14 protein-coding genes and 1 riboswitch are annotated in these 20,406 nt (G+C 54.7%); of the genes, 9 read left to right on the top strand and 5 right to left on the bottom strand.

Translation table 11 applies throughout. The features are described from left to right. Positions 1-184 precede the first annotated feature (184 nt). Complete coding sequence (locus PCH01S_RS05155; RefSeq protein WP_042227323.1) at positions 185-1,246, top strand: Gfo/Idh/MocA family protein; 1,062 nt, start codon at positions 185-187, stop codon at positions 1,244-1,246. Positions 1,247-1,274: 28 nt separating this feature from the next. After that, positions 1,275-2,153, top strand: coding sequence for a sugar phosphate isomerase/epimerase family protein (locus PCH01S_RS05150; protein ID WP_042227321.1), 879 nt, complete (start codon positions 1,275-1,277; stop codon positions 2,151-2,153). 76 nt (positions 2,154-2,229) lie between these two features. Here the strand turns inward: PCH01S_RS05150 and PCH01S_RS05145 are convergent, their stop codons facing one another. Genes PCH01S_RS05145 through PCH01S_RS05135 form a run of 3 tightly spaced genes read right to left on the bottom strand, consistent with a single transcriptional unit; the run spans position 2,230 to position 4,785 of the window. Continuing rightward, positions 2,230-3,075: a MetQ/NlpA family ABC transporter substrate-binding protein gene (locus tag PCH01S_RS05145; RefSeq protein ID WP_042227319.1), complete on the bottom strand. Its 846-nt coding sequence runs from the start codon at positions 3,073-3,075 to the stop codon at positions 2,230-2,232. Between the two features lie 35 nt (positions 3,076-3,110). Continuing rightward, entirely contained in the window at positions 3,111-3,770 is a 660-nt protein-coding gene (locus PCH01S_RS05140; protein ID WP_042227317.1) for a methionine ABC transporter permease, read from the bottom strand. Then, complete coding sequence (locus PCH01S_RS05135) at positions 3,757-4,785, bottom strand: methionine ABC transporter ATP-binding protein (RefSeq protein ID WP_042227477.1); 1,029 nt, start codon at positions 4,783-4,785, stop codon at positions 3,757-3,759. The genes PCH01S_RS05140 and PCH01S_RS05135 overlap by 14 nt, the downstream gene beginning before the upstream one ends. Positions 4,786-4,868: 83 nt before the next feature. Beyond that, positions 4,869-4,989, bottom strand: a riboswitch (SAM riboswitch). A 126-nt stretch (positions 4,990-5,115) separates the two neighbouring features. Between PCH01S_RS05135 and PCH01S_RS05130 the strand changes: the two genes are divergently transcribed. Then, positions 5,116-5,895, top strand: a complete 780-nt coding sequence (locus PCH01S_RS05130; RefSeq protein ID WP_042227315.1) for an alpha/beta hydrolase — start codon at positions 5,116-5,118, stop codon at positions 5,893-5,895. 104 nt (positions 5,896-5,999) lie between these two features. On the opposite strand, the gene PCH01S_RS05125 is transcribed toward PCH01S_RS05130, so the two are convergent. Next, positions 6,000-9,152 (bottom strand): alpha-mannosidase, encoded by a 3,153-nt coding sequence (locus PCH01S_RS05125; protein WP_042227313.1) that lies wholly within the window; start codon positions 9,150-9,152, stop codon positions 6,000-6,002. 190 nt (positions 9,153-9,342) lie between these two features. On the opposite strand from PCH01S_RS05125, the gene PCH01S_RS05120 reads away from it, so the two are divergent. The 6 genes from PCH01S_RS05120 (at position 9,343) to PCH01S_RS05095 (ending at position 19,462) form a co-directional block, all read left to right on the top strand. Then, a complete protein-coding gene (locus PCH01S_RS05120; protein WP_042227312.1) occupies positions 9,343-11,178 on the top strand; it encodes a cache domain-containing sensor histidine kinase in 1,836 nt (611 codons plus the stop codon). After that, a complete protein-coding gene (locus PCH01S_RS05115; protein ID WP_042227310.1) occupies positions 11,175-12,731 on the top strand; it encodes a response regulator transcription factor in 1,557 nt (518 codons plus the stop codon). The genes PCH01S_RS05120 and PCH01S_RS05115 overlap by 4 nt, the downstream gene beginning before the upstream one ends. Positions 12,732-12,972: 241 nt before the next feature. Continuing rightward, a complete protein-coding gene (locus PCH01S_RS05110; protein ID WP_042227309.1) occupies positions 12,973-13,902 on the top strand; it encodes an ABC transporter permease in 930 nt (309 codons plus the stop codon). A gap of 39 nt (positions 13,903-13,941) precedes the next feature. Next, the gene (locus tag PCH01S_RS05105) at positions 13,942-14,898 is read left to right on the top strand and encodes a carbohydrate ABC transporter permease (protein ID WP_042227307.1); all 957 of its coding nucleotides are present in this window, start codon (positions 13,942-13,944) and stop codon (positions 14,896-14,898) included. 91 nt (positions 14,899-14,989) lie between these two features. Beyond that, complete coding sequence (locus PCH01S_RS05100; RefSeq protein WP_042227306.1) at positions 14,990-16,483, top strand: ABC transporter substrate-binding protein; 1,494 nt, start codon at positions 14,990-14,992, stop codon at positions 16,481-16,483. Positions 16,484-16,804: 321 nt separating this feature from the next. Further along, positions 16,805-19,462 (top strand): endo-beta-N-acetylglucosaminidase, encoded by a 2,658-nt coding sequence (locus PCH01S_RS05095; RefSeq protein WP_042227304.1) that lies wholly within the window; start codon positions 16,805-16,807, stop codon positions 19,460-19,462. Positions 19,463-19,644: 182 nt separating this feature from the next. Here the strand turns inward: PCH01S_RS05095 and PCH01S_RS05090 are convergent, their stop codons facing one another. Continuing rightward, on the bottom strand, positions 19,645-20,367 hold the full coding sequence (locus PCH01S_RS05090; protein ID WP_042227303.1) for a DUF6483 family protein: 723 nt from the start codon (positions 20,365-20,367) through the stop codon (positions 19,645-19,647). Positions 20,368-20,406: the final 39 nt, after the last annotated feature.

The following is a 20,406-nucleotide window of genomic DNA, read 5'->3' as shown; positions in this document are numbered from 1 at the left end:
ATGACGGAAAAATCCGTTATGCTTTTTTGGTTTAAATAAATGTTATTTTGATATCCGATAAATATAATTAATCAATAGAATTAAAAAAGTGTTCACCTCTTCTTCAAATAAGCTTGAAGACGCTTCCTTTTCATGTAAGAATGGAATAGATTCAACCTTATAGATGTGGAGGAGAAGGAGAAGCATGTCAAAACTTAAAATCGGCGTTATTGGTGCCGGCTCGATTTCCGAACTGCATTTCGGCGCGTACGCCAAAAATGCGCAAGTTGAAATTCATGCCGTTTGCGATTTGAACGAAGAGCGGGCCAAAGAGAAAGCTAAACAATACGGTGCTGTGAAAACGTTTACCGATTACAAACAACTTTTGGCCGATCCTGAAATCGATGCCGTCAGCATCTGCACCTGGAACAATACGCACGCGGAAATCAGCAAAGCGGCCGTTGAAGCGGGCAAGCACGTGCTCGTCGAGAAACCGCTGTGCAAAACCGTGGAAGAAGCGCATGCCGTACAGGAAGCCGTCCGCAAGTCCGGCAAAGTGCTGCAGGTCGGTTTCGTACGCCGTTTCGGCACGAATACGAATGTTGCGAAACGCTTTATTGATTCCGGCGAGCTCGGTTCCATTTACTATGCGAAAGCTACCGTACTGAGACGCCTGGGCAATCCCGGCGGATGGTTTTCGGATGTGGAGCGTTCCGGCGGCGGCCCGGTTATCGACATCGGCGTTCATGTGATCGACCTGTGCTGGTACCTGATGGGCAAACCGAAGGTAAAATCCGTATCCGCCGTTACATATGACAAATTAGGCAACCGTTCACATATCGAGAATTTAAGTTTCTATAAAGCAGCTGATTACGATGCGGCAAAAAATACGGTCGAAGATATGGCATCCGCCCTGATCCGTTTTGAAAACGGCGCGGCGCTGTCCGTTGAAGCGAGCTTCACGCTGCATGCGAAGAAAGACGAGATTTCCGTCAAGCTGTTCGGAGACCAGGGCGGGGCTGAAATCGAGCCGGAACTGATGCTCGTAACCGAGAAGCACAATACCATTTTGAATGCGACGCCTCAGATCGATCATCTGACGTTTGACTTCGAAGCGGGATTCCGTCGTGAAATCGAACATTTTGTAGACTGCTGCCTGGGCAAGCATGAAACGATTTCGCCTGTGGAAGACGGTCTGGAACTGATGAAAATTCTTTGCGGAATCTATGAATCCAGCGCAGCCGGCAAAGAAATTCAAGTGAACTAATTATAGTAGAGGGGAGAACTCCAATATCATGAGTATCCGCGTTCCGAACCCGATCGGGGTTATCGTAGACAGTTTCGGGCTTCCCGTCCGCGAAGGTCTTCAGAAAGCGAAGGATGTCGGCGCCGACGGCGTGCAGATTTATGCCGTTAAGGGCGAGATGTACCCGGACAACCTGACTGCCTCGCAGCGCAAGGAGCTTAAAGCTTATATCGATTCGCTCGGGCTGCAGGTATCGGCGCTCGTAGGCGACTTCGGAGGGCACGGCTTCCAAGTCCGCGCCGAGAACAAAGAAAAAATCGAGAAATCGAAGCGCGTTCTGGACCTGGCTCTGGAGCTCGGCACCAACATCGTGACGACCCATATCGGAATCGTTCCGTCCGAGAAGGACGACGTTTACGAAGCGATGCAGGAAGCGTGCGAAGAGCTGGGCCAATACGCCAAAAGCGTGAACGCTTACTTCGCGATCGAAACCGGTCCGGAGCCCGCCGCTCACCTCAAGAGCTTCCTGGACACTCTCAGCACGAACGGAGTATCCGTCAACTTCGATCCGGCCAACATGATTATGGTGACGGGCGATGATCCGGTCCAAGGCGTCTATACGCTGAAAGACTATATCGTTCATACGCACGTAAAAGACGGCCTGCGGCACAAAGAATTCGATCCCCGCATCCTGTACGGAGCGGTCGGGTTCGAGCCGATGGCGCACGAGCGAATTGCCGAAATGCTCCGCGAGGGCGAACTGTTCGAAGAGCTGCCGCTTGGAGAAGGCAAGGTTGACTTCGACCGCTACTTCCAGGCGCTTCAAGAAATCGGTTATGAGGGCTACCTGACGATTGAGCGCGAAGTGGGCGACGATCCTGCGGAAGATATCCGCAAAGCCGTCGAATTTATCAAGGCTTATCGCTAGACCGGCAAGATGCCAATAAAAAAACCTTTCCGGCCGGTTATCCGGCGGAAAGGTTTTTCGTTCCTGTTCGTCGTTCTTAGAACGCCGGCAGGATGGAGCCTTGGTACTTATCTTCGATGAACTTCTTCACTTCAGGCGTTTGCAGAGCTTTGATCAGCTTCTGAACCGCATCGGATTTGGCATTGTCATCGCGGGCCGCGATAATGTTGGCGTAAGGGGAATCTTTGTCTTCCACGAAAAGAGCGTCTTTGGCAGGCACCAGTTTCGCTTCAAGCGCGTAGTTCGTATTGATCAGGGCAAGATCGACTTCGTCCAGAACACGCGGCAGCATAGCCGCTTCGAGTTCTTTGATTTTAAAGTTCTTTTTGTTTTCTACGATATCTTTTGCGGTTCCGGCAATGCCGACGCCTTCTTTCAGCTTGATCAGGCCGTTCTTCTCCAGAAGAGCGAGAGCGCGTCCGCCGTTGGAAGGATCGTTCGGGATGGCGATCGTTGCGCCGTCTTTCAGTTCGCCGATCGCTTTTACTTTACGGGAGTAGCCGCCGAAAGGTTCGATATGAACGGTGCCTACGCTGACAAGTTTAGTGCCTTTGCTTTTGTTGAACTCTTCCAAGTAAGGAAGATGCTGGAAGAAGTTGGCATCCAGCTGTTTTTCGCTAAGCTGTGTGTTCGGCAGAACGTAGTCCGTGAACACCTTAATTTCCAGGTTAACGCCTTCCGCTTTCAGTTTGTCTTTAACGGACTCCAGAATCTCGGCATGCGGTACGGCAGTCGCGCCGACTTTCAATGTAACGGCAGCTTTCTCGCCTGCGCCGGAAGCCGGTGTAGCCGTTGTGGAAGGTTCGGCTTTTTGTTTGCCGCAGGCTGCAAGAGTCGTCAGTGCGACGATTAGAAACAAGACGATCAGTGAACGTTTTTTCATCAGGGTTTCCTCCTTGGATTCGGTTATCTATCGCATCATTTGCGCGTGAAATAGAGAACGAGACGGTCTCCGATCATCTGCAAAATTTGCACGAGAATAAGTAAAATAACGACGGTCGCGATCATGACTTCCGTCTGGAAACGCTGGTACCCGTAGCGGATAGCCAGGTCACCGAGGCCGCCGCCGCCGACCATACCGGACATGGCCGTGTAAGAGACGAGCGTAACGGTGGTGATCGTAATGCCGGCGATGAGGCCGGGAAGAGCTTCCGGCAGCAGGACGCGGCGGACGATCTGGAACCGGCCCGCGCCCATGGACTGGGCGGCTTCGATAATGCCGCGGTCCACCTCGCGCAAAGCCGTCTCGACGAGACGCGCGAAGAAAGGCGCGGCCGCGATGACAAGCGGCGGAATCGTTCCCTTGACGCCGATGGAGGTGCCGACGAGAAGCTTCGTCAGCGGGATCGCGGCGATCATCAGAATGATGAAAGGGAAGGAACGCAGCACGTTGACGACAAACGAGATGACGATGTTGAACGTGCGGTTTTCCAGCAGACTTCCTTTCGAAGTCAGATAGAGCAGTACGCCGATCGGCAGCCCGATCACGAACGTGAACAGGGCCGAAAGGCCGAGCATCATCATCGTGTCGTTCGTGGCGATTCCGATCTCGCTCCAATCGATTTTAGACCAATCCATTCGAATACACCTCCACATCCAGGCCGTGCTCGCGCAGAAGGCGGATCGTATTCTCCGCCGCGTCCCGCGGGCCCTGCAGACGAACGACGAGCTGGCCGTAAGGCGTGTTTTTCATCCGGGAGATGGTTCCCTGCAGGATGGAGAACGTCACGCCAGTCTGCTGGACCGTTCTGGATAAAATCGGCTCGTACGTAGTTTCACCGAGAAAGGTGATTTTCAGCACCGTGCCGTCCTGGGCAGGAGCTCCCGACACGTCCGGCTTGTCGATTTCGACCGAGTCCGCAACCTGTTCGATGAACTGCCGGGTTACGTCGTGCCGCGGCTTCAGGAACACTTCCGCCACCGGCCCCTGCTCCACGATCTGGCCATCATGAATGACGGCGACGCGGTCGCAGATGGAGCGGATGACCTGCATTTCGTGCGTAATGAGCACGATGGTGATTTTCAGCTTGCGGTTGATGTCCAGCAGCAGATTGAGAATGGAATTCGTCGTCTGCGGGTCGAGTGCGGAAGTCGCTTCGTCACACAGCAGGACGTGCGGGTTCGTCGCAAGTGCCCGCGCGATGCCGACACGCTGCTTCTGGCCCCCGGACAGTTGGGCCGGATACTTCTTGCCGTGCTCGGTCAGCCCGACCAGGGCAAGGAGCTCGCCGACGCGGCGCCGGGCTTCCGACTTGGCCGTACCGGCCAGGCGAAGCGGGAACGCGATGTTCTCTTCCACTGTGGCGGAGGAGAGGAGATTGAAATGCTGAAAGATCATGCCGATCCGGCGGCGCTGATCTTGAAGCTTCTTGGTACTGAGCGCCGTAAGATCAACGCCGTCCACGAAGACGCTGCCCTCGGTCGGGCGTTCCAGGAGATTAATCGTCCGAAGCAGGGTGCTTTTGCCGGCGCCCGAATGGCCGATAATGCCGTAAATCTCGCCTTTATCAATCGTGAGATTAATTTCCTGTAGGGCATGTGTTATGCGGGATCCGCTGCCGTATTGCTTGCGCAGCTTCCTGATTTCGATCAATTGCTTCACCTTCTTTTGCTTGAAAATAAGAAAAAGCCCATTTTGTAAAGACAAAAAGGGCTTTTCCGGTATCGAAAACGACCTTCTCATCTGCCAGAATCCGCCTGGATCCTGAAGGAATTGGCACCATTGTCATCGCGCATATTGCTGCGATCGGTTGCCGGGCTTCGCAGGGCCTTGTCCCTCCGCCACTCTTGATAAGAATCGGTATAGTATGAGGTTGTCCTAAATTAGACGGTAAAACGACAATTCCGAGTATAACCTAAGGTTTTTTTGAAGTCAACGGTTATTTTACCCCTGGTAAATATAAACAAGGAGGAGATGTGCGGCATGGCTTTCATCCAATGTGATTTTTATTCCGAAGTACTCGGTATGTCAACTTCTATCCAAGTGATTCTGCCTCAACGGACGACCGGCCAAATCGGGCTGGAAGGCAGCGCGTCGGGTCTTAAGCACCCGACCTTGTATCTGCTGCACGGGTTGTCGGACGACGATACGATCTGGATGCGGAGAACGGCTATCGAGCGTTATGCCGCTCCTCTCGGGCTGGCCGTCGTGATGCCGAATGCGGCGCGCAGCTTTTATACGGACATGGAGAGCGGCTACGATTACTGGACGTTTCTGTCCGAAGAGCTTCCGCAGGTATGCCGCTCGTTCTTTCCGCTGTCGGACCGCCGGGAGGACAATTTCGTGGCCGGTCTGTCGATGGGAGGCTACGGGGCTTTCAAATGGGCGCTGAAAAAGCCGGATCAGTTCGCGGCCGCGGCCAGTTTGTCGGGCGTCACTCAGGTGAAAGAGATTGAAAAGCGGTTCCCCAAAGATTTCCGGCTCGTGTTCGGAAAAAACAAGGAGCTGCTGAGAGCAGGCGAGCTGTTCGCGCTGGCCCGTTATGCGGCGGAGAAGAAGACGGAGCTGCCTGCTCTATACCAGTGCTGCGGGACGGATGATTTTCTGTACGAGGAAAATATCGCCTTCCGGGATTATGTGCAAAGTCTGAATATTCCCCTCCTTTATGAAGAGGAGGAGGGGAGAATCCACGACTGGAGCTATTGGGATCAGCAGATCAGCCGGGTTCTGGAATGGCTTCCGCTCAAGCGTCAGACCGAGTAGAACGCATTGCCGTCACACGGGCTGCAAGCCGCAACCGAACAAAAAGCTTCCCCGCCGCATGGCTGGGAAGCTTTTTGCTGTGCGCCGGGTTTCGCGCCGGACGTTTATGCTTCGAGATCGATCTCGAACGTTTTGATTTCATAAGGCTGGAGCACGAAAGAAATCGTTCCATCATGGACGACCGGCCCTTCGGGCTTCTCCATCAGGTTCGTTTCCCGCCAGGAAGCGATGCGGAAATCGCTTGTCAGCTCCAGCGCGTTGCGGCTTCCGGAGTAATCGTGAACACGTACGATGACTTTGCCGGAATCTTCGGCTTTTTTGACGGCCGAGATCATGGCGGTGTCTCCCGACAAGGTGAACATCGAACGGGACGGAACCTCTGCGGTTCCCTCCGAGGCCCGAAGCGGGCTGTTCAGCATCCAGGCCTGCTTCACGGTCTGGCCCTGCAGCCAGTCTCCCCGGTGGGGCAGCAGGGAATAGGTGAAGGCATGATGCCCCTGGTCCGCATGGGTATCCGGATGGGTTGCGCATTTGATCAAGGTGAGGCGCATCACGTTCGCCTTGATGTCGTATCCGTACTTGCAATCGTTGAGCAGGCTGATGCCGTAGCCCCGGTCCGAAAGATCGGCCCACTGATGTCCGACGGTCTCGAACCGTGCCCAATCCCAGCTCGTGTTCCAGTGATTCGGCCGCTTTACATTGCCGAACTGGATGTCGAAAGTCGCTTCCGTTGTGCGGATATCGACGGGGAAGGCCGCTTTCAGCAGCTGCTTCTGTTCATGCCAGTCGGCTTCCGTCACGAAATCAATGCGCGGATGGCCGCCGTACACGACCAGATCTTGGCTGATCGACGAATTCCGGTACACCCAGTTGAAGCGGATCACGGCGCGAAGCGGCCCTCCCTCGACGAGTTCGGCGCCCTTGAAATCCCGGATTTCCTGCATGTTCTCCTGATAAAAGAGATCGATATCCCACGCCTCGTGAGCGAGCGGTTTATCTTCGAAAAGCTGGAGCACGTTGCCCCTTTCGCCCGGCGCCAATACTTCACGCCGCTGCTCTTTATCGTAGATGCGGGTCAATTGACCCTGCGCGTTCCATTCCAGCACATAGAACGGCGTCTCAATCCCGCTGTGATTCCACGCGAAAGGACTCGCTGATGCCGCTTGCCGGGAATCCGCCGCCGCGAACTTGACCGTGGTGTAGCCCATCGGCGGAATGTTTTTCACTTCTACGGTCCACACCTCATCGTGAAGCTGCGCCCGAAGCACGCTGCCCTGCAGGTCGAGCCATTGCCCGGATTCTCCTTGCTGCGGAGAAGCAATCGTCACGAGCTCCGTCACCGTCCACGGAGACGAATTCCAGACGGTGTAGGCAGAAGCGCCGGAAGAGTCCTTGCCTGCGGCAATCGCTTCAACCGCCTGCGTGTCGACAGTGCGGCCGATCGCTTCCGCTTCCTCGTACTCGATAACGCTGTCCTCGTACACTTCACGGATGGAAGAACCGGGAATGATGTCGTGGAACTGGTTGCGGAGAATGATTTTCCAGCCTTCGGTCAGTTCCTTGCCTTTATACAGGCTCCAATCGTTATGCAGAACGCTCTGCATCGCATTCAGCCATTCCGCTTCCCGGTAGGCGAGCTCCAGTTTGCGGTTCATCCGTTTGTTGTAAGCCTGGCTTGTGTACGTGCCCCGGTGATACTCCAGGTACAGCTCCCCATCCCACGTGTGTACGTAAGCATCGGTGTTCGCCGCCGTTTCCTGAAGCCGTTCAAAGTAGGCATCGGCGCGCCCCGTTTCCACGTTAGGCAGACCCGGCAGGCTGTTCAGTCTCCGGCGCATCTCCAGCATGTCGCGGTTGACACCGCCGCCTCCGTCCCCGTAACCGTAGGAGAGCAGAAGTTCCTGGTTCATTTCTTTATCGCGGTAGCCGTCCCAGATGCCTTTCACGGTTTTCGGGATAATCTGACCGTTGTACGTGTAGAACCAGGAGTCGGGCCCGGACCACGGCTCCGGCGTCGTAATGAAGTGAGTGAGCACCTCGGAACCGTCGATCCCGCGCCAATGGAACGTGTCGAACGGCATCCGGTTGTACTGGTTCCAGCTTATTTTCGTCGTCATAAACGTATGAATGCCGGATTTCTTCAAAATCTGCGGCAGGGACCAACTGTAGCCGAAAACGTCCGGAAGCCACAAGTATTTGCATTCCGTGCCGAACTCGTCCGCGAGGAAGCGGGTGCCGATCAATAGCTGCCGGACCAGCGATTCGCCGGAAGTGAGGTTGCAGTCGGCTTCCAGCCACATGCCTCCGCCGGCTTCCCAGCGGCCTTCCGCCGCACGCTTCTTGATCGCTTCGTACAGCTCAGGGTAGTCCTCCTTGACGTACTCGTACAACTGAGGCTGCGTCTGCAGGAAGGTGTAGTCCGGGAACATCTCCATGAGACGCATCACGGTGGAGAAAGAACGGGCGCATTTCTCCCGGGTATGCTTAAGCCTCCAGAGCCAGGCCACGTCGATGTGCGTATGGCCGACACAGGTTACGGTCACATCGGATCTTTTGTCCATCCCCTCGATCCGTGTATTCAGATCGGTTCTCGCGGCATTTACGGATACGTAAAAATCTTCGGAACCGGGCTCGGTCCAGTCAATGAGCTTGAAGGACTGATTCAGAGCATGAAGCAGCGCCGTCCTCTCGGGAGCGTTGGCATCCAGAATGCGGACGGTATCGAGTGCCGCCTGCGCGGTGAAGTACAGGTCGTCCGCGGCTTCGTCCAGCCAGCAAAATTCGGCCTGCCGGATGGCATGCGTCTGATCCTGGGGCTGCCCGCCTCCTTCGAGTCCCGACCACAGCCGGAACAGGAGCTGCCGGGAGGTACCCGCCGCATCGTCCGGGAGGAAGACTTCCTTGTGATTGGAATCGACGCCCTGATACGGCTTGCCGTTCCAGTAAAACAAGGACTCGAACCCCGAGTTGTTGCCGCCGCCCGTATCGCCGAAATCGAAGCGGCCGAGAATGCGTTTATCGGACCAGGCTTCAGGAATATGTATTTCAGCGGACAGCCACAAATAAAGGTCGCGGCCTTTCCACGAATTTCCGACGTTCATCGTCTTCCAGTCCTTGGCGGGAGCGGGAAGGCTCGGGTTGATTTCTTTGCGCTGGTCTTCCAGAGAAAGAAAAGACGGAATGGGATGGTTATCCCGATAGCGAAGCTCGGATAGTTCACGGATACGTGATTGTAATTTGTGTTCGGTGAGGAACATGTCGAAGAAACCCCCTGTTGGAACCTGATTAGGGAGCGAGAAAAGGAGGAAAATCCTGTCTTATGGAGCTGCGGGTGATTATAGGGTAGCTCCATTATAGTCCGCGGAGAGAGGGGAATGCAATTGCCTAATTTCCCCCATCGGTGATAAGCTTATACGCGAATTGACCGAAAGTGACGGTGCTGACCTCATGCCGAGCTTAAAAACGTTTTACCGGATTCACCTGAAAAAACGGATGTTTAATAAAATTCTTCTCTTTTACTCGATTGTCATGGTGCTGCTGTTTATGGGCGTGTCCATCCTGGCTTATCAGTACTATGAGCAGCGCAGCGTGCGGGAACAGACGGATCGCGTCCTTAAAGATCTGGATATTGTAAGCGTTAACTTGAATCAGCTGTACGAACGGATGTATTCGGCCATCCAGCAGTTGTACACGGACGCGGCGGTTAACGAGGATTTGACTTATTTTTTGTCACATGAGTATGAGGATTATTTGAAAAGGCGGCTGAATCAGTACATCCGGAGCAGCGGAACGGAACCCAAAAATTTCGACAGCCAGCTCCGGTCGTTTCTCAAAGACGAGCCTTCCATCGCGAATATTCTTTTGTACAGCAAAGGGGAGCGTTTTTTTTATTTCATGAATCCCCGCACCCAGCGGTTTTATTATCCGTCGGAGATTCCGCAGGACAGCCCAGGCTGGTTCGATTCCACTATTAATCACCAGTGGCTGCCGACAGATCAGCGATCCGTCCTGTGGGAGGCGCGGAAAGACAGCGGACCGGTCTACTCGTACACCCATGTTTTAAAAGATACCGTGTCGCTTCAAAAATTCGGGGCGATTGTATTCGATCTGAATACGGATGAAATCAAACGGCTGGTCGAAAGCAAGCTGAAGGACCGGGGGGCTAAAATGCTGCTGATGACCTCCGGCGGGCAGGTCATTTACGATTCCGAGAATCGTTATCAGGGGCAGATCTATCCATACTGGCAGCAGCTTCATGAGCAGCAAGACTGGGTGGAGCTCGAAGAGCCGTCCAAGGTGAACGTGCTGACCATCGGGAATACGGGAATGACGATTGCGGGGATTATCCCGAAATCACGGATCGAGCAGAGCATGGACACAATCCGGCTGAGTTTGATCGGGATTACCGCCCTTTGCATTGCGGTTAGTTTTATGTTTACGTTTACGATCATCCGGCAGTATTCCAAAAAAATCCGCAAAATCGTGACGCACATCCGGCGTCTTCAGGAAGGCGATTTGAGCGCACGCATCGTGCTGACCGGCGAGGATGAGCTGCAGGATATTTCGCAAAATTTCAATTACATGTGCGACCGGCTCGAAACGTACATCGACCAGGTGTACCGCTCGGAAATCAAGCAGAAGAATGCCGAACTCGTGGCGATGCAGGCGCAGATCAATCCTCATTTTCTGTACAACACGCTGGAAAGCATCCGCATGAAGGCCATCACGTCCGGGGCGAGGGATGTCGGGCAAATGATCTATATTCTGGCCGCCCTGTTCCGCGACATGATCCGCAAGCAGACGAACGTGACCCTGGCGGAAGAAATGGAGATGAACGTCATGTACCTGAAGCTTTTCCAGTACCGCTTTGAGAACAGGCTGGAGGTCGAGACGTGTCTGGATAAAAACGCGGCTAACTGCCAGGTGGTTAAACTGCTCATTCAGCCGGTCGTCGAAAACTACCTCGTGCACGGGTTCCGGCCCGAATCGGATTCGAACCGGATCGCGGTAAGCATGACGCGCGAAGAGGAGAACATCGTCGTCCGTGTGGCGGACAACGGAAAAGGAATGCCGCCGGAGAGGCTGGCCGAAATCCGCAAGAGGTTGGCGATGAAGCCGGATTCCGGTGGGCTTGGTGGCGATTCGCTAGGCCTCGTCAATGTGAACGAACGGATTCGCTCTCACTACGGAAGCGATTACGGCCTCGCGATCGACAGCGGTCCGGATCAAGGCTGCGAAGTGATGTTAAAGCTTCCGGCCATACAGGGGGAGATGCTGCTATGAGAAAACTGTTTTTTGCCGATGACGAGCCGCTTATCGTCCAAGGGCTGTACAACCTGCTGCCATGGGAGCAGTTCGACTTGCAAATCGCAGGCTCCGCCCGGAACGGCCTGGAGGCGCTGGAGAAGCTGAAGGAAGAGCCGGTGGACCTGCTCATCACGGATATTATGATGCCGGAAATGACCGGTCTGGAGCTGCTGCGCCGGGTCAAACTGCTGAATCCGCGGACCAAGTTCATTATTTTGAGCGGCTACGACGAATTCAAATATGTAAAGGAAGGCATTTTGCTGGGCATCGAAAATTACCTGCTCAAGCCCATTAATATCGACGAACTGGAAGCGACGATCAAGCACATTTTGCGGGACTGGGAACGGGAAGAAATCAGCCGTTTCTGCCTGGATGAAGACTGGAAAATATTGCGCAACAATATTTTGCACCGCTGGACGAACGGGAACATCGACAACAAGGAGTTCAGGGAGCGCGCGAGAATGCTCGGCATTCCCATCGACCATGAGGTCTACCGCTCGGCAGCGCTGCGGATCGTGACGGAGAACGAGCCGGCCTTCCAGTTTTACCGTCTTCCCGGCCTAGCCGAGGAGTGTGAACGGATCGGCACGGAGGAGCTGCCGGAGAACTGCGAAGTGATCGCCTTTCCGGGGGACGGCGATGAAATTACGCTCCTGTTCGCTTTAAGCGGGAATGAAGTAAAGGTGCTTCCGGCCTTGCGGAGAATGTCGGAGTGGATCGCCGGCTTCACCGGGTTCCGGGTCTGGTGCGCGGCAGGTCAGCCCGAAGAGCTGTATCAGGGCTATCCGGCCAGCGCCCGCGCCGTTCAAGCGTGGTATCAGGCACACTTGATGAACGAGCAGCCCGGCGTGATCGTCGACGACTTGGCGGCTTACGCCTTCCGGGAAGAAGAGCGTCCGGCTCTCCAAGAGCCCGCGATGGACCGGTTCGTCAAGCTGCTGGCGGAGGGGAGACGGGATGAGATCGACGAGTTCGCGGACCTCTTCTTTGTCCGGGGAGACAGTGTTCATCCCGTACCAAGGCAGCCTTACTTCAATGCGGCTATCCAGCTTATGCTGGCGGTCAAGGAGATGGAGAAACAGCCGGATTACAGCGAAGTTTTCGCAGCGCTTTTCCGGATTCAGACGCGGAGCGGGCTTGCCTCGCAGGTCAAACGGGTCGCGGGCGGGATGCTGGACAGCCAGTCCGATGCGGTCCGCGAGTACAGCACGCATGTAGCGGCGATGCTGGAGCAGGTGAAAGAGTACTATTCCCGGGAGCTGTCGCTTAAAACACTCAGCCAAAAGCTGCACATGCACCCGAATTATCTCGGGCAGTTGTTCCAGCAGGAGATGGGGACCAGCTTTTCGGATTATGTGAACCAGTACCGGGTGGAGCGGGCTACGCACCTTCTTCTCCACACGGACCGGAAGACGGCCGAAATCGCCCAGGAGGTCGGCTATTGGGACTCGTCGTACTTTTACAGGACCTTTAAGAAATACGCCGGCGTATCGCCGACGGAACTCCGTTCCATGTATATCAAAAGGTGAAAAAAGGAAGAAGCATGGCGCGTGCATCTGCACCGCCGTGCTTTTTTTTAGGATATCGCCAAAGATTTCTTTAATTTCTCCATCTTGGATTAGATTTTTCAACTATACGGGGGAGGCGGTCAGCGGGGATAATGAAAACGGGAGCGAGACGGAAAGTCCCGCGTGAGTTGCCGTTGTTGATTATAGGGGATTAACAATCGCAGAAGACAACCTAAGAAAAGGCAAAGGAGGGAAAAACGCCGTGCCTGGCATCGTGAAAAGTTTAGTGAGAAACCGGGCGTTTCTCTTGTTGGTGCTGCCGGGAGCGATCTGGTTTATCATTTTTGCCTACCTGCCCATGTTTGGTACGATCGTGGCGTTTAAAGACTTTCGTATTCATCCGGACGGCTTTTTTGCAAGCGTTTTTAACAGCGAATGGGTAGGTCTGAAAAACTTCGAGTTTCTGTTCTCCACCAATGACGCGTTTATCATCACGCGCAATACGATTTTGTACAATCTGGCTTTGATTTTTCTGGGGCTGGTCTGTGCGGTCGGATTCGCGATCGTCATGAACGAGCTGCTGAACAAACGGCTGACCAAAGTGTATCAGACGGCCATGTTTATGCCTTATTTCCTGTCTTGGGTTATCATCAGTTACTTCGTGCTGATTTTTCTCAATATGGAAAAGGGCGTGTTCAACCAGCTTCTCGTGTATTTCGGAGCCGATCCGGTCAACTGGTACAGCGAGCCGAAATATTGGCCGTACATCCTGATCTTTATGGGCATCTGGAAAAATATCGGCTACGGCAGCGTCGTCTATCTCGCCGCCATTGCGGGAATCGACCGTTCGTATTACGAAGCCGCCATGATTGACGGAGCCAGCAAATGGAAGCAAATCAAGTACATAACGCTTCCGCAGCTTAAACCGCTGATGATTATTTTAACCGTGCTGGCGCTTGGCGGCATTTTCCGCTCGGACTTCGGCTTATTCTTCCAGGTGACGAAAAACTCGGGTGCTTTGTATCCGGTTACAGACGTGATCGACACGTTCGTTTACCGCGGACTGACGGTTATGGGCGATACGGGAATGAGTACGGCTACCGGGCTTTACCAGTCGGTTGTAGGCCTGATTCTGGTCCTAACGGCCAATTATGCGGTGCGGAAGATTGAAAAAGAATATGCCGTTTTTTAAACGTAAAAGCAGCAAGGTTCCGGCTAGGGGGTGCCAGCAATGTCAGACTTGAGCGGGTCGGTTAAGGCGGGAGCGGCGGCGCAAGCCCGGAAAGGCAAGAAGCCGAAAGATTTGAATGCGATTTCACCGTTCTGGAATTTCGTATTCTCGACCGGAGTGGGTTTGTTCGCTTTGTCCTGCGTGTTTCCGTTTCTGTTTATTATTATCATTTCGTTTACCGACGAGAAGACGCTCGCTATCGAGGGATTCAGCCTTGTGCCGAGCCAGCTAAGCACAGCTTCGTACCGGTTTCTCATGAACTCGGGGCAGCAGCTGTTCCAGTCGTTCGGAGTCACGCTTCTAGTGACGGTGCTGGGCACGTTGCTCACGCTGTATCTCGTTGCCACGTATGCGTACGCATTGTCCCGGAAAAGCTTCGAGCAGCGGAGATTTTTCAGCTTTCTCGCCTTCTTCACGATGTTGTTCTCCGGAGGCTTGGTACCTTCGTATATCGTGGTCACCCAGTTTCTCCATCTGCGCGATTCGATTTGGGCGCTCATTCTGCCGTCCGTGCTGAACGCTTTCTACATCCTGGTGATGCGGACGTTCTTCTCCACGACGGTTCCTGACGCCATTGTAGAATCGGCCAAAATCGACGGTGCGACCGAATTCGGCGTATTCACGCGAATCGTGCTGCCGATTTCACTGCCGGGCATTGCGACGATCGGCTTGTTCAGTACGCTCGCGTTCTGGAACGACTGGTTCAATGCGCTGCTTTATATCGACAAGCCGACGCTGATTCCTCTTCAAACGATGCTGATGCGCATTCAGAACAACATGGACTTTGTCGTTCAGAACAGTTCTAAGGTCGTGTCGTACGATATTGCGGCCTCGCTTCCCACGGAAACGGTGCGAATGGCGATGGTTGTATTAGCTACCCTGCCGATTGCGCTCGCTTATCCGTTTTTCCAGAAATATTTTATTCAGGGGCTGACGATCGGCTCGGTAAAAGAATAGGGGTTACGGCCTTTTCTTTCGAAGGGCTGAAGGAGAGGTCATTCCAATAAAGAAAGCGTTATCATTATGATATGGTCAGGGGGAATTAAGCATGGCGGGAAAAAAAGCGCTTGTGTTCATGTTCGTACTGATGCTGGCACTGAGTTCCTTGCTTGCGGGCTGCGGAAGCAAAAGCGGAGGCGGGGACAGTAAGCAGGGGGCCGGCGATTCGACCGAGAAGGAAGTTAAATTGAAAGTATATCTGATCGGCGGTCCGCAGCGGGATTTGCCTAAAGTCCAGGAAGAGATCAATAAATATGTGAAGGAAAAAATCAACGCGACGCTCGATATCACCATGATCGACTGGGGCGATTATTCCAAACGGATGCAGGTGCTTTCCGCTTCCGGAGAAAACTTCGACATCGCCTTCACGTCTTCGTGGGCGTTCGAGTACCGCACGAATGCGGCTAAAGGCGCGTTCATGCCGCTGAACGATCTGCTCGATAAATACGGCAAGGGGATCAAAGAAGAGCTGGACCCCCGTTTTCTCGAAGGAACCAAAATCGACGGGAAAAACTACGCCGTTCCGGTCAATAAGGAGCTTGGCGAGCAGTGGGTATGGCGCTTTAACAAGAAATACGTGGACAAATATAAGATCGATATAACCAAAGTACGCACTCTTCAAGACCTGGAGCCGTACCTGAAGCAGATTAAAGAAGGCGAACCGGAAGACATTACGCCGCTTGCCGTACCGAAAGGATTCAAGCCGTACATTCCGTACGACTTTATTCTCGGGGACGAATTCCCGGTCGCAATGAAAATCCAGGACAACGCCTCGGACTTCAAATTCGTCAATATTTTGGAGACCCCAGAGCTGAAAGCTTCTCTGGAAACGATCCGCAAATACTACCAGGCGGGATACCTGCGTAAAGATGTCGCCACGCTTGACGGCATTGACAATATCAAGACGGGCAAATGGTTCGTGGACCGTGAAATCACTCAGCCGTACGCGGATCTGGGATGGTCCCGGAGCGCAGGCTACGACATCGTATCGACTCCGATGCAGGATCCGGTCGTGTTCACCGGCTCGGCTTCCGGCTCGATGCACGCGATTTCGGCGAACTCCAAAAATCCGGAGCGGGCCATGATGTTCCTGAACCTGCTCAACACGGATAAGTATCTGCGCAACCTGTTCAGCTTCGGAATCGAAGGCACGCACTACAAGAAAGTGTCCGAAAATGTCATTGAAGACCTGCCTGCGATGAAGGACGGCTTTCAGATGCCGGGCTTTGCGCTCGGCAACATGTACCTGACGTACCTGCACAAAGAAGAACCGGCCGACAAGTGGGAGGCGTTCAAGAAGTTTAACGACTCCGCCAAAGTCGCGCCGACGTTCGGCTTCAACTTCGACGTGGACCCGGTCAAAACCGAAGTGGCGTCCATTTCCGCCATCGCCCGCGAGTTTTACCCGGCTATTATGACAGGGTCCGTAGACCCGAACGAGTACTTGCCGAAAGCGATGGAAAAAATGAAAGCAGCCGGCCTTGATAAAGTCATAGCCGAAGCTCAAAACCAGTTCGACAAATGGAAAGCGGAGAAGAAGTAAAGGCACCCTCTCCTTATATAAAGAAGCGGCCGCGGACGTGCGGCCGCTTCTTTGCATGGGTTCCGGGATACGGCGATGACATGAAGGAAATTTCCGCCAAACGTATTTAATATGTACATGCAACCTTTAATTACTCCACTAGGAACGGAAATAATCCCATTGTTATAATGAAAGCGTAATCATTACCAAGCAGACGACAAACAGGAGGGAAATTATTCGGAATTCTCATCCGGCAGGGAGAGCCGGTCCGGCGCATCATGCTTTAGGCGCGATTGCCGCCCCGCTGCACGTAAAAGTCTTAACTTACATAGGAGGTCACCCATGAAAAAGATTGGCGTTAGTCTGGCAGTATCCTTCGCCGCATGCGCGGCATTGGGTTTATCCGCGTCCGCAGCGCAGCCCCATTCCTCGTACTGGTATCCGGAGCAGCTGCTGAAATGGAGCCCCGGGGCCGATCCCGACGCGAAATTCAACCGCGGTTCGATTCCGCTGCAGGAACGTTTTACGGGCGACAAGGTGAATGCTAACGCATCCAAGGACCCCAAAATCGTGGCGCTTTCCGCCCTCAACGCGGGAACGAGCGGCGTTCCTTCGCAGGGCTCGGACAAATTCGCGGCCAACACGTTCGGTTATTGGCAGTATGTCGACAAGCTGGTCTATTGGGGAGGCTCGGCCGGTGAAGGCATCATCGTGCCTCCAAGTGCCGACGCGATAGACGCCGCCCATAAGAATGGCGTGCCGATCATGGGCACCGTCTTTTTCCCGCCGAGCGTGTACGGGGGCAAATACGACTGGGTGAAGCAGACGCTTCAGCAGAAACCGGACGGCTCGTTCCCGGTAGCCGACAAGCTGATCGAGGTGGCGAAAACATACGGCTTCGACGGCTGGTTCATCAACCAGGAAACCGAGGGCGGCACCCCGGCGGATGCCCAGAAAATGAAGGAATTCCTGAAATATCTGGAGGCCCGCAAATCCCCGTCCATGCAGATCATGTGGTACGATTCCATGACCAAAGACGGTGCGATCAGTTGGCAGAACGCGCTGAACGACAAGAACGAGATGTTCCTGCAGGACAAACAGCAGAAGGTCTCAGACAGCATGTTCCTTAACTTCTGGTGGAGAGATCTGGCGGGTTCGGCCGCCAAAGCGAAAAGCCTGGGCCGGAGCCCGTACGAGCTGTTCGCGGGCATTGACGTCGAGGCCAAAGGCTACGACACCGGCATCCAGTGGGATATGCTGTTCCCGCAAGGCAAGCCGGCGGCGACTTCGCTGGGCATTTACCGGCCCGACTGGGCGTTTAACAGCGCCGAGAACATGAAGGATTTTTTCGCCAGGGAGAATAAATTCTGGGTTGGCCAGAACGGCGATCCTTCCCGCACGGATACGAATCAAGCCTGGAAAGGCATGGCTCATTATGTGGCCGAACAATCCCCGGTCAACCGGCTGCCGTTCGTGACGCATTTCAACACGGGAAGCGGGCAGCAGTACTACGTAGACGGCAAACTCGTGCGCGACAAAGGCTGGAACAACCGCAGCCTGCAGGATATTTTGCCGACCTGGCGCTGGATGGCGGAGAGTAAAGGAACCGCGCTTAAACCGAGCCTCGACTGGTCGGACGCCTATTACGGCGGCAGCTCTCTTAAGGTGGAAGGGACGCTGAGTCCGGTCAATGCCACGACGCTTAAGCTGTACCGGACGGACCTGGCTATCGAACCGGCCACTAAACTGTCGGTTACGTATAAAACTTCGCAAAAACCGGGCATGAAAGTGGCCCTGACTTTTGCCGATCCGAAGGATGAGGTCGTTTATCTGGACGTGAAGGATAAAGTTCAGCCGGGCTGGACGACCGAAACGTTTAATTTGACGCCTTATAAAGGAAAGCGCATTTCGTCGATTTCGCTTGTGTTCGATTCGAAAGAAACGATCCCGGCCTACGCGATCAACATCGGCAAGCTTTCGGTCAGCAGCGTGAAGCAAGAACAATCGTCGTCTCTGCCGGCCGTTAAGGATCTCAAGGTTACCGGTTCCGACTTCCGCGACGGCATCTACGGCGATGCCCGCCTGGAGTGGACGGCCCTGGACCAAGAGGTGAAGCAGTACGAAATTTATCGTGTGCTTCCGGACGGTAAAGAGGAGTTCCTAGGAGCTACTCCCAACAACGTTTACTATGTCCCTGAAATGAAAAGAAGCAATAAAGAGGACACGACCGTGCTTAAGGTGGTTGCGGTCAACGGACAGTACCGGGCAGGGCAGGCGGCAGCGGCGGCGATCAAGTGGCCGGCTTATCCAAAACCGGCGGCCCGTTTTAAAACGGACAAAACGCTTGTCGCCCCAGGCGAGCAGGTGACGCTGATCGACCAGTCGACGGAAGTCACCGAGGAATGGCTGTGGACGATAGATGGCGCGAGCCCTTCCACAAGTACGGACAAACAGCCGGTTGTCACATTTGCCGAAGAGGGCGTTTACAGCGTGACACTCACGGCCAAAAACAGCGCCGGTCAAGATTCCGTGACCAAGCAAGCGCTTATTACCGTCCGTAAAGACGCGGGTGCGGCCGTAAACCTGGCGCTCGGCAAAACCGCTAAAGCGGACAACGCCTGCGGTCCTGCCGAAGGAGCGGCTAACGCGGTAGACGGCAAAGTCACCGGCAACAGCAAATGGTGCGCGCTGGGCAATCTGCCTCACTGGCTCACCGTGGATCTGGGAGCGGAGAAGACGATAAGCGGATTCGTGCTGAAGCATGCCGAAGCCGGCGGCGAATGGGCAGGCTTCAACACGAGCGACTATACCGTGCAGGTGAGTGCGGACGGCGTTACGTGGACGGACGTTCTGGAGGTAAAAGGAAACCGGGCGGGCGAGACGAACGACGCAGTTGCGCTGGTGAAGGCTCGCTATGTGAAGCTGAATATCGTCAAAGCGAGCCAAGGCGGGGATACGGCGGCCCGGATTTACGAATTTGAGGTGCGCGGACTCCAGTAAGGCGGGGTTTAACAGATTTGACGGATTCGACGGATTTGCAAAGCATCCGGAAGAAATTGCGGCAACAAAAAAAGGACCGTTTCGTGTCAGCCTGCAGAGGCTGTACGGAACGGTCCTTTTTTTTGCAGGCGAAGCGCTCTGCTGCCGTTGGGGGGAGCAGAGCGAACGAAGCAGGCTGACCGTCAGCCCGCGCTCTCCGCCCCCGAAGGGGCGATGCCTGTCCCTCCGGCCGACAGCCGGGGCCAGGCGGTCTGCCACTCGCGGAGGCCCGCTTCGACTTCGTCGCGGGGAAGCTTGCCCGCTTGCAGCTTCTCGTCGCTGCAAGCGAGCAGCCGCCTGTAGAAGGCAAGGCCCCGCTCGGGAAGCTCTCCGTCTCCCGAAGAATCTCTGCCTTTCAGCTCATAGAGGAGATTTTCCGCTTTGTCATAGCTTCCCGCAGCGCAGCAGTACTCCATGAGCTTGTACAGGACAGCGGCGGGCTGGCGGTACGCTTTCAGCCGGTGGTTCAAGTAGGCGATCTCCGCGTGAAGGGACACGTCGTCCGATTTCGCGCCCAGCTCATCCGCCGTCAAATAAAAATACAGCGCATTGACCCTGCGCTGATAAGCCTCGCGCTCCCCGGACATTTCTTCGTAAATGTCCGCTTCCTCGCGGAGCAGCTTGCCGGCCGCCAGAAGCTTCTCGCCGCTCAGCGAGGCTCCCGTCATCATCATGCGGAGGGCGTCCTCCTCCGGGACGGAGCCGAGCAGCTTGGACGGCGGAAGCTGCATCCTGCCGTACAGCTCGCCGAGCTCGGCCAGAGCTTCCGCATGCTTCTTCTCTTTGCGAAGCTTGGAGATACGGGTTGCAATCGCTTCGGCCATTTGCGTGATCATCGTCAATAAGTAATCCTTCCGTTCGAACAAGCGGATTCCTCCTTATCGCGGCGGCGCTTGCCACCGGGC

Origin of the sequence: Paenibacillus chitinolyticus NBRC 15660 (assembly GCF_000739915.1) — a bacterium.
Classification (GTDB): domain Bacteria; phylum Bacillota; class Bacilli; order Paenibacillales; family NBRC-103111; genus Paenibacillus_F; species Paenibacillus_F chitinolyticus.
Note: the sequence above shows the minus strand (reverse complement) of the source record. Positions and strands in the feature narration are given on the sequence as shown.

Coding starts and splice junctions, on each gene's coding strand:
- PCH01S_RS05145 (WP_042227319.1), bottom strand. CDS start 3,075: ATGAAAAAACGTTCACTGATCGTCTTGTTTCTAATCGTCGCACTGACG.
- PCH01S_RS05115 (WP_042227310.1), top strand. CDS start 11,175: ATGAGAAAACTGTTTTTTGCCGATGACGAGCCGCTTATCGTCCAAGGG.
- PCH01S_RS05155 (WP_042227323.1), top strand. CDS start 185: ATGTCAAAACTTAAAATCGGCGTTATTGGTGCCGGCTCGATTTCCGAA.
- PCH01S_RS05100 (WP_042227306.1), top strand. CDS start 14,990: ATGGCGGGAAAAAAAGCGCTTGTGTTCATGTTCGTACTGATGCTGGCA.
- PCH01S_RS05150 (WP_042227321.1), top strand. CDS start 1,275: ATGAGTATCCGCGTTCCGAACCCGATCGGGGTTATCGTAGACAGTTTC.
- PCH01S_RS05140 (WP_042227317.1), bottom strand. CDS start 3,770: ATGGATTGGTCTAAAATCGATTGGAGCGAGATCGGAATCGCCACGAAC.
- PCH01S_RS05105 (WP_042227307.1), top strand. CDS start 13,942: ATGTCAGACTTGAGCGGGTCGGTTAAGGCGGGAGCGGCGGCGCAAGCC.
- PCH01S_RS05095 (WP_042227304.1), top strand. CDS start 16,805: ATGAAAAAGATTGGCGTTAGTCTGGCAGTATCCTTCGCCGCATGCGCG.
- PCH01S_RS05120 (WP_042227312.1), top strand. CDS start 9,343: ATGCCGAGCTTAAAAACGTTTTACCGGATTCACCTGAAAAAACGGATG.
- PCH01S_RS05125 (WP_042227313.1), bottom strand. CDS start 9,152: ATGTTCCTCACCGAACACAAATTACAATCACGTATCCGTGAACTATCC.
- PCH01S_RS05130 (WP_042227315.1), top strand. CDS start 5,116: ATGGCTTTCATCCAATGTGATTTTTATTCCGAAGTACTCGGTATGTCA.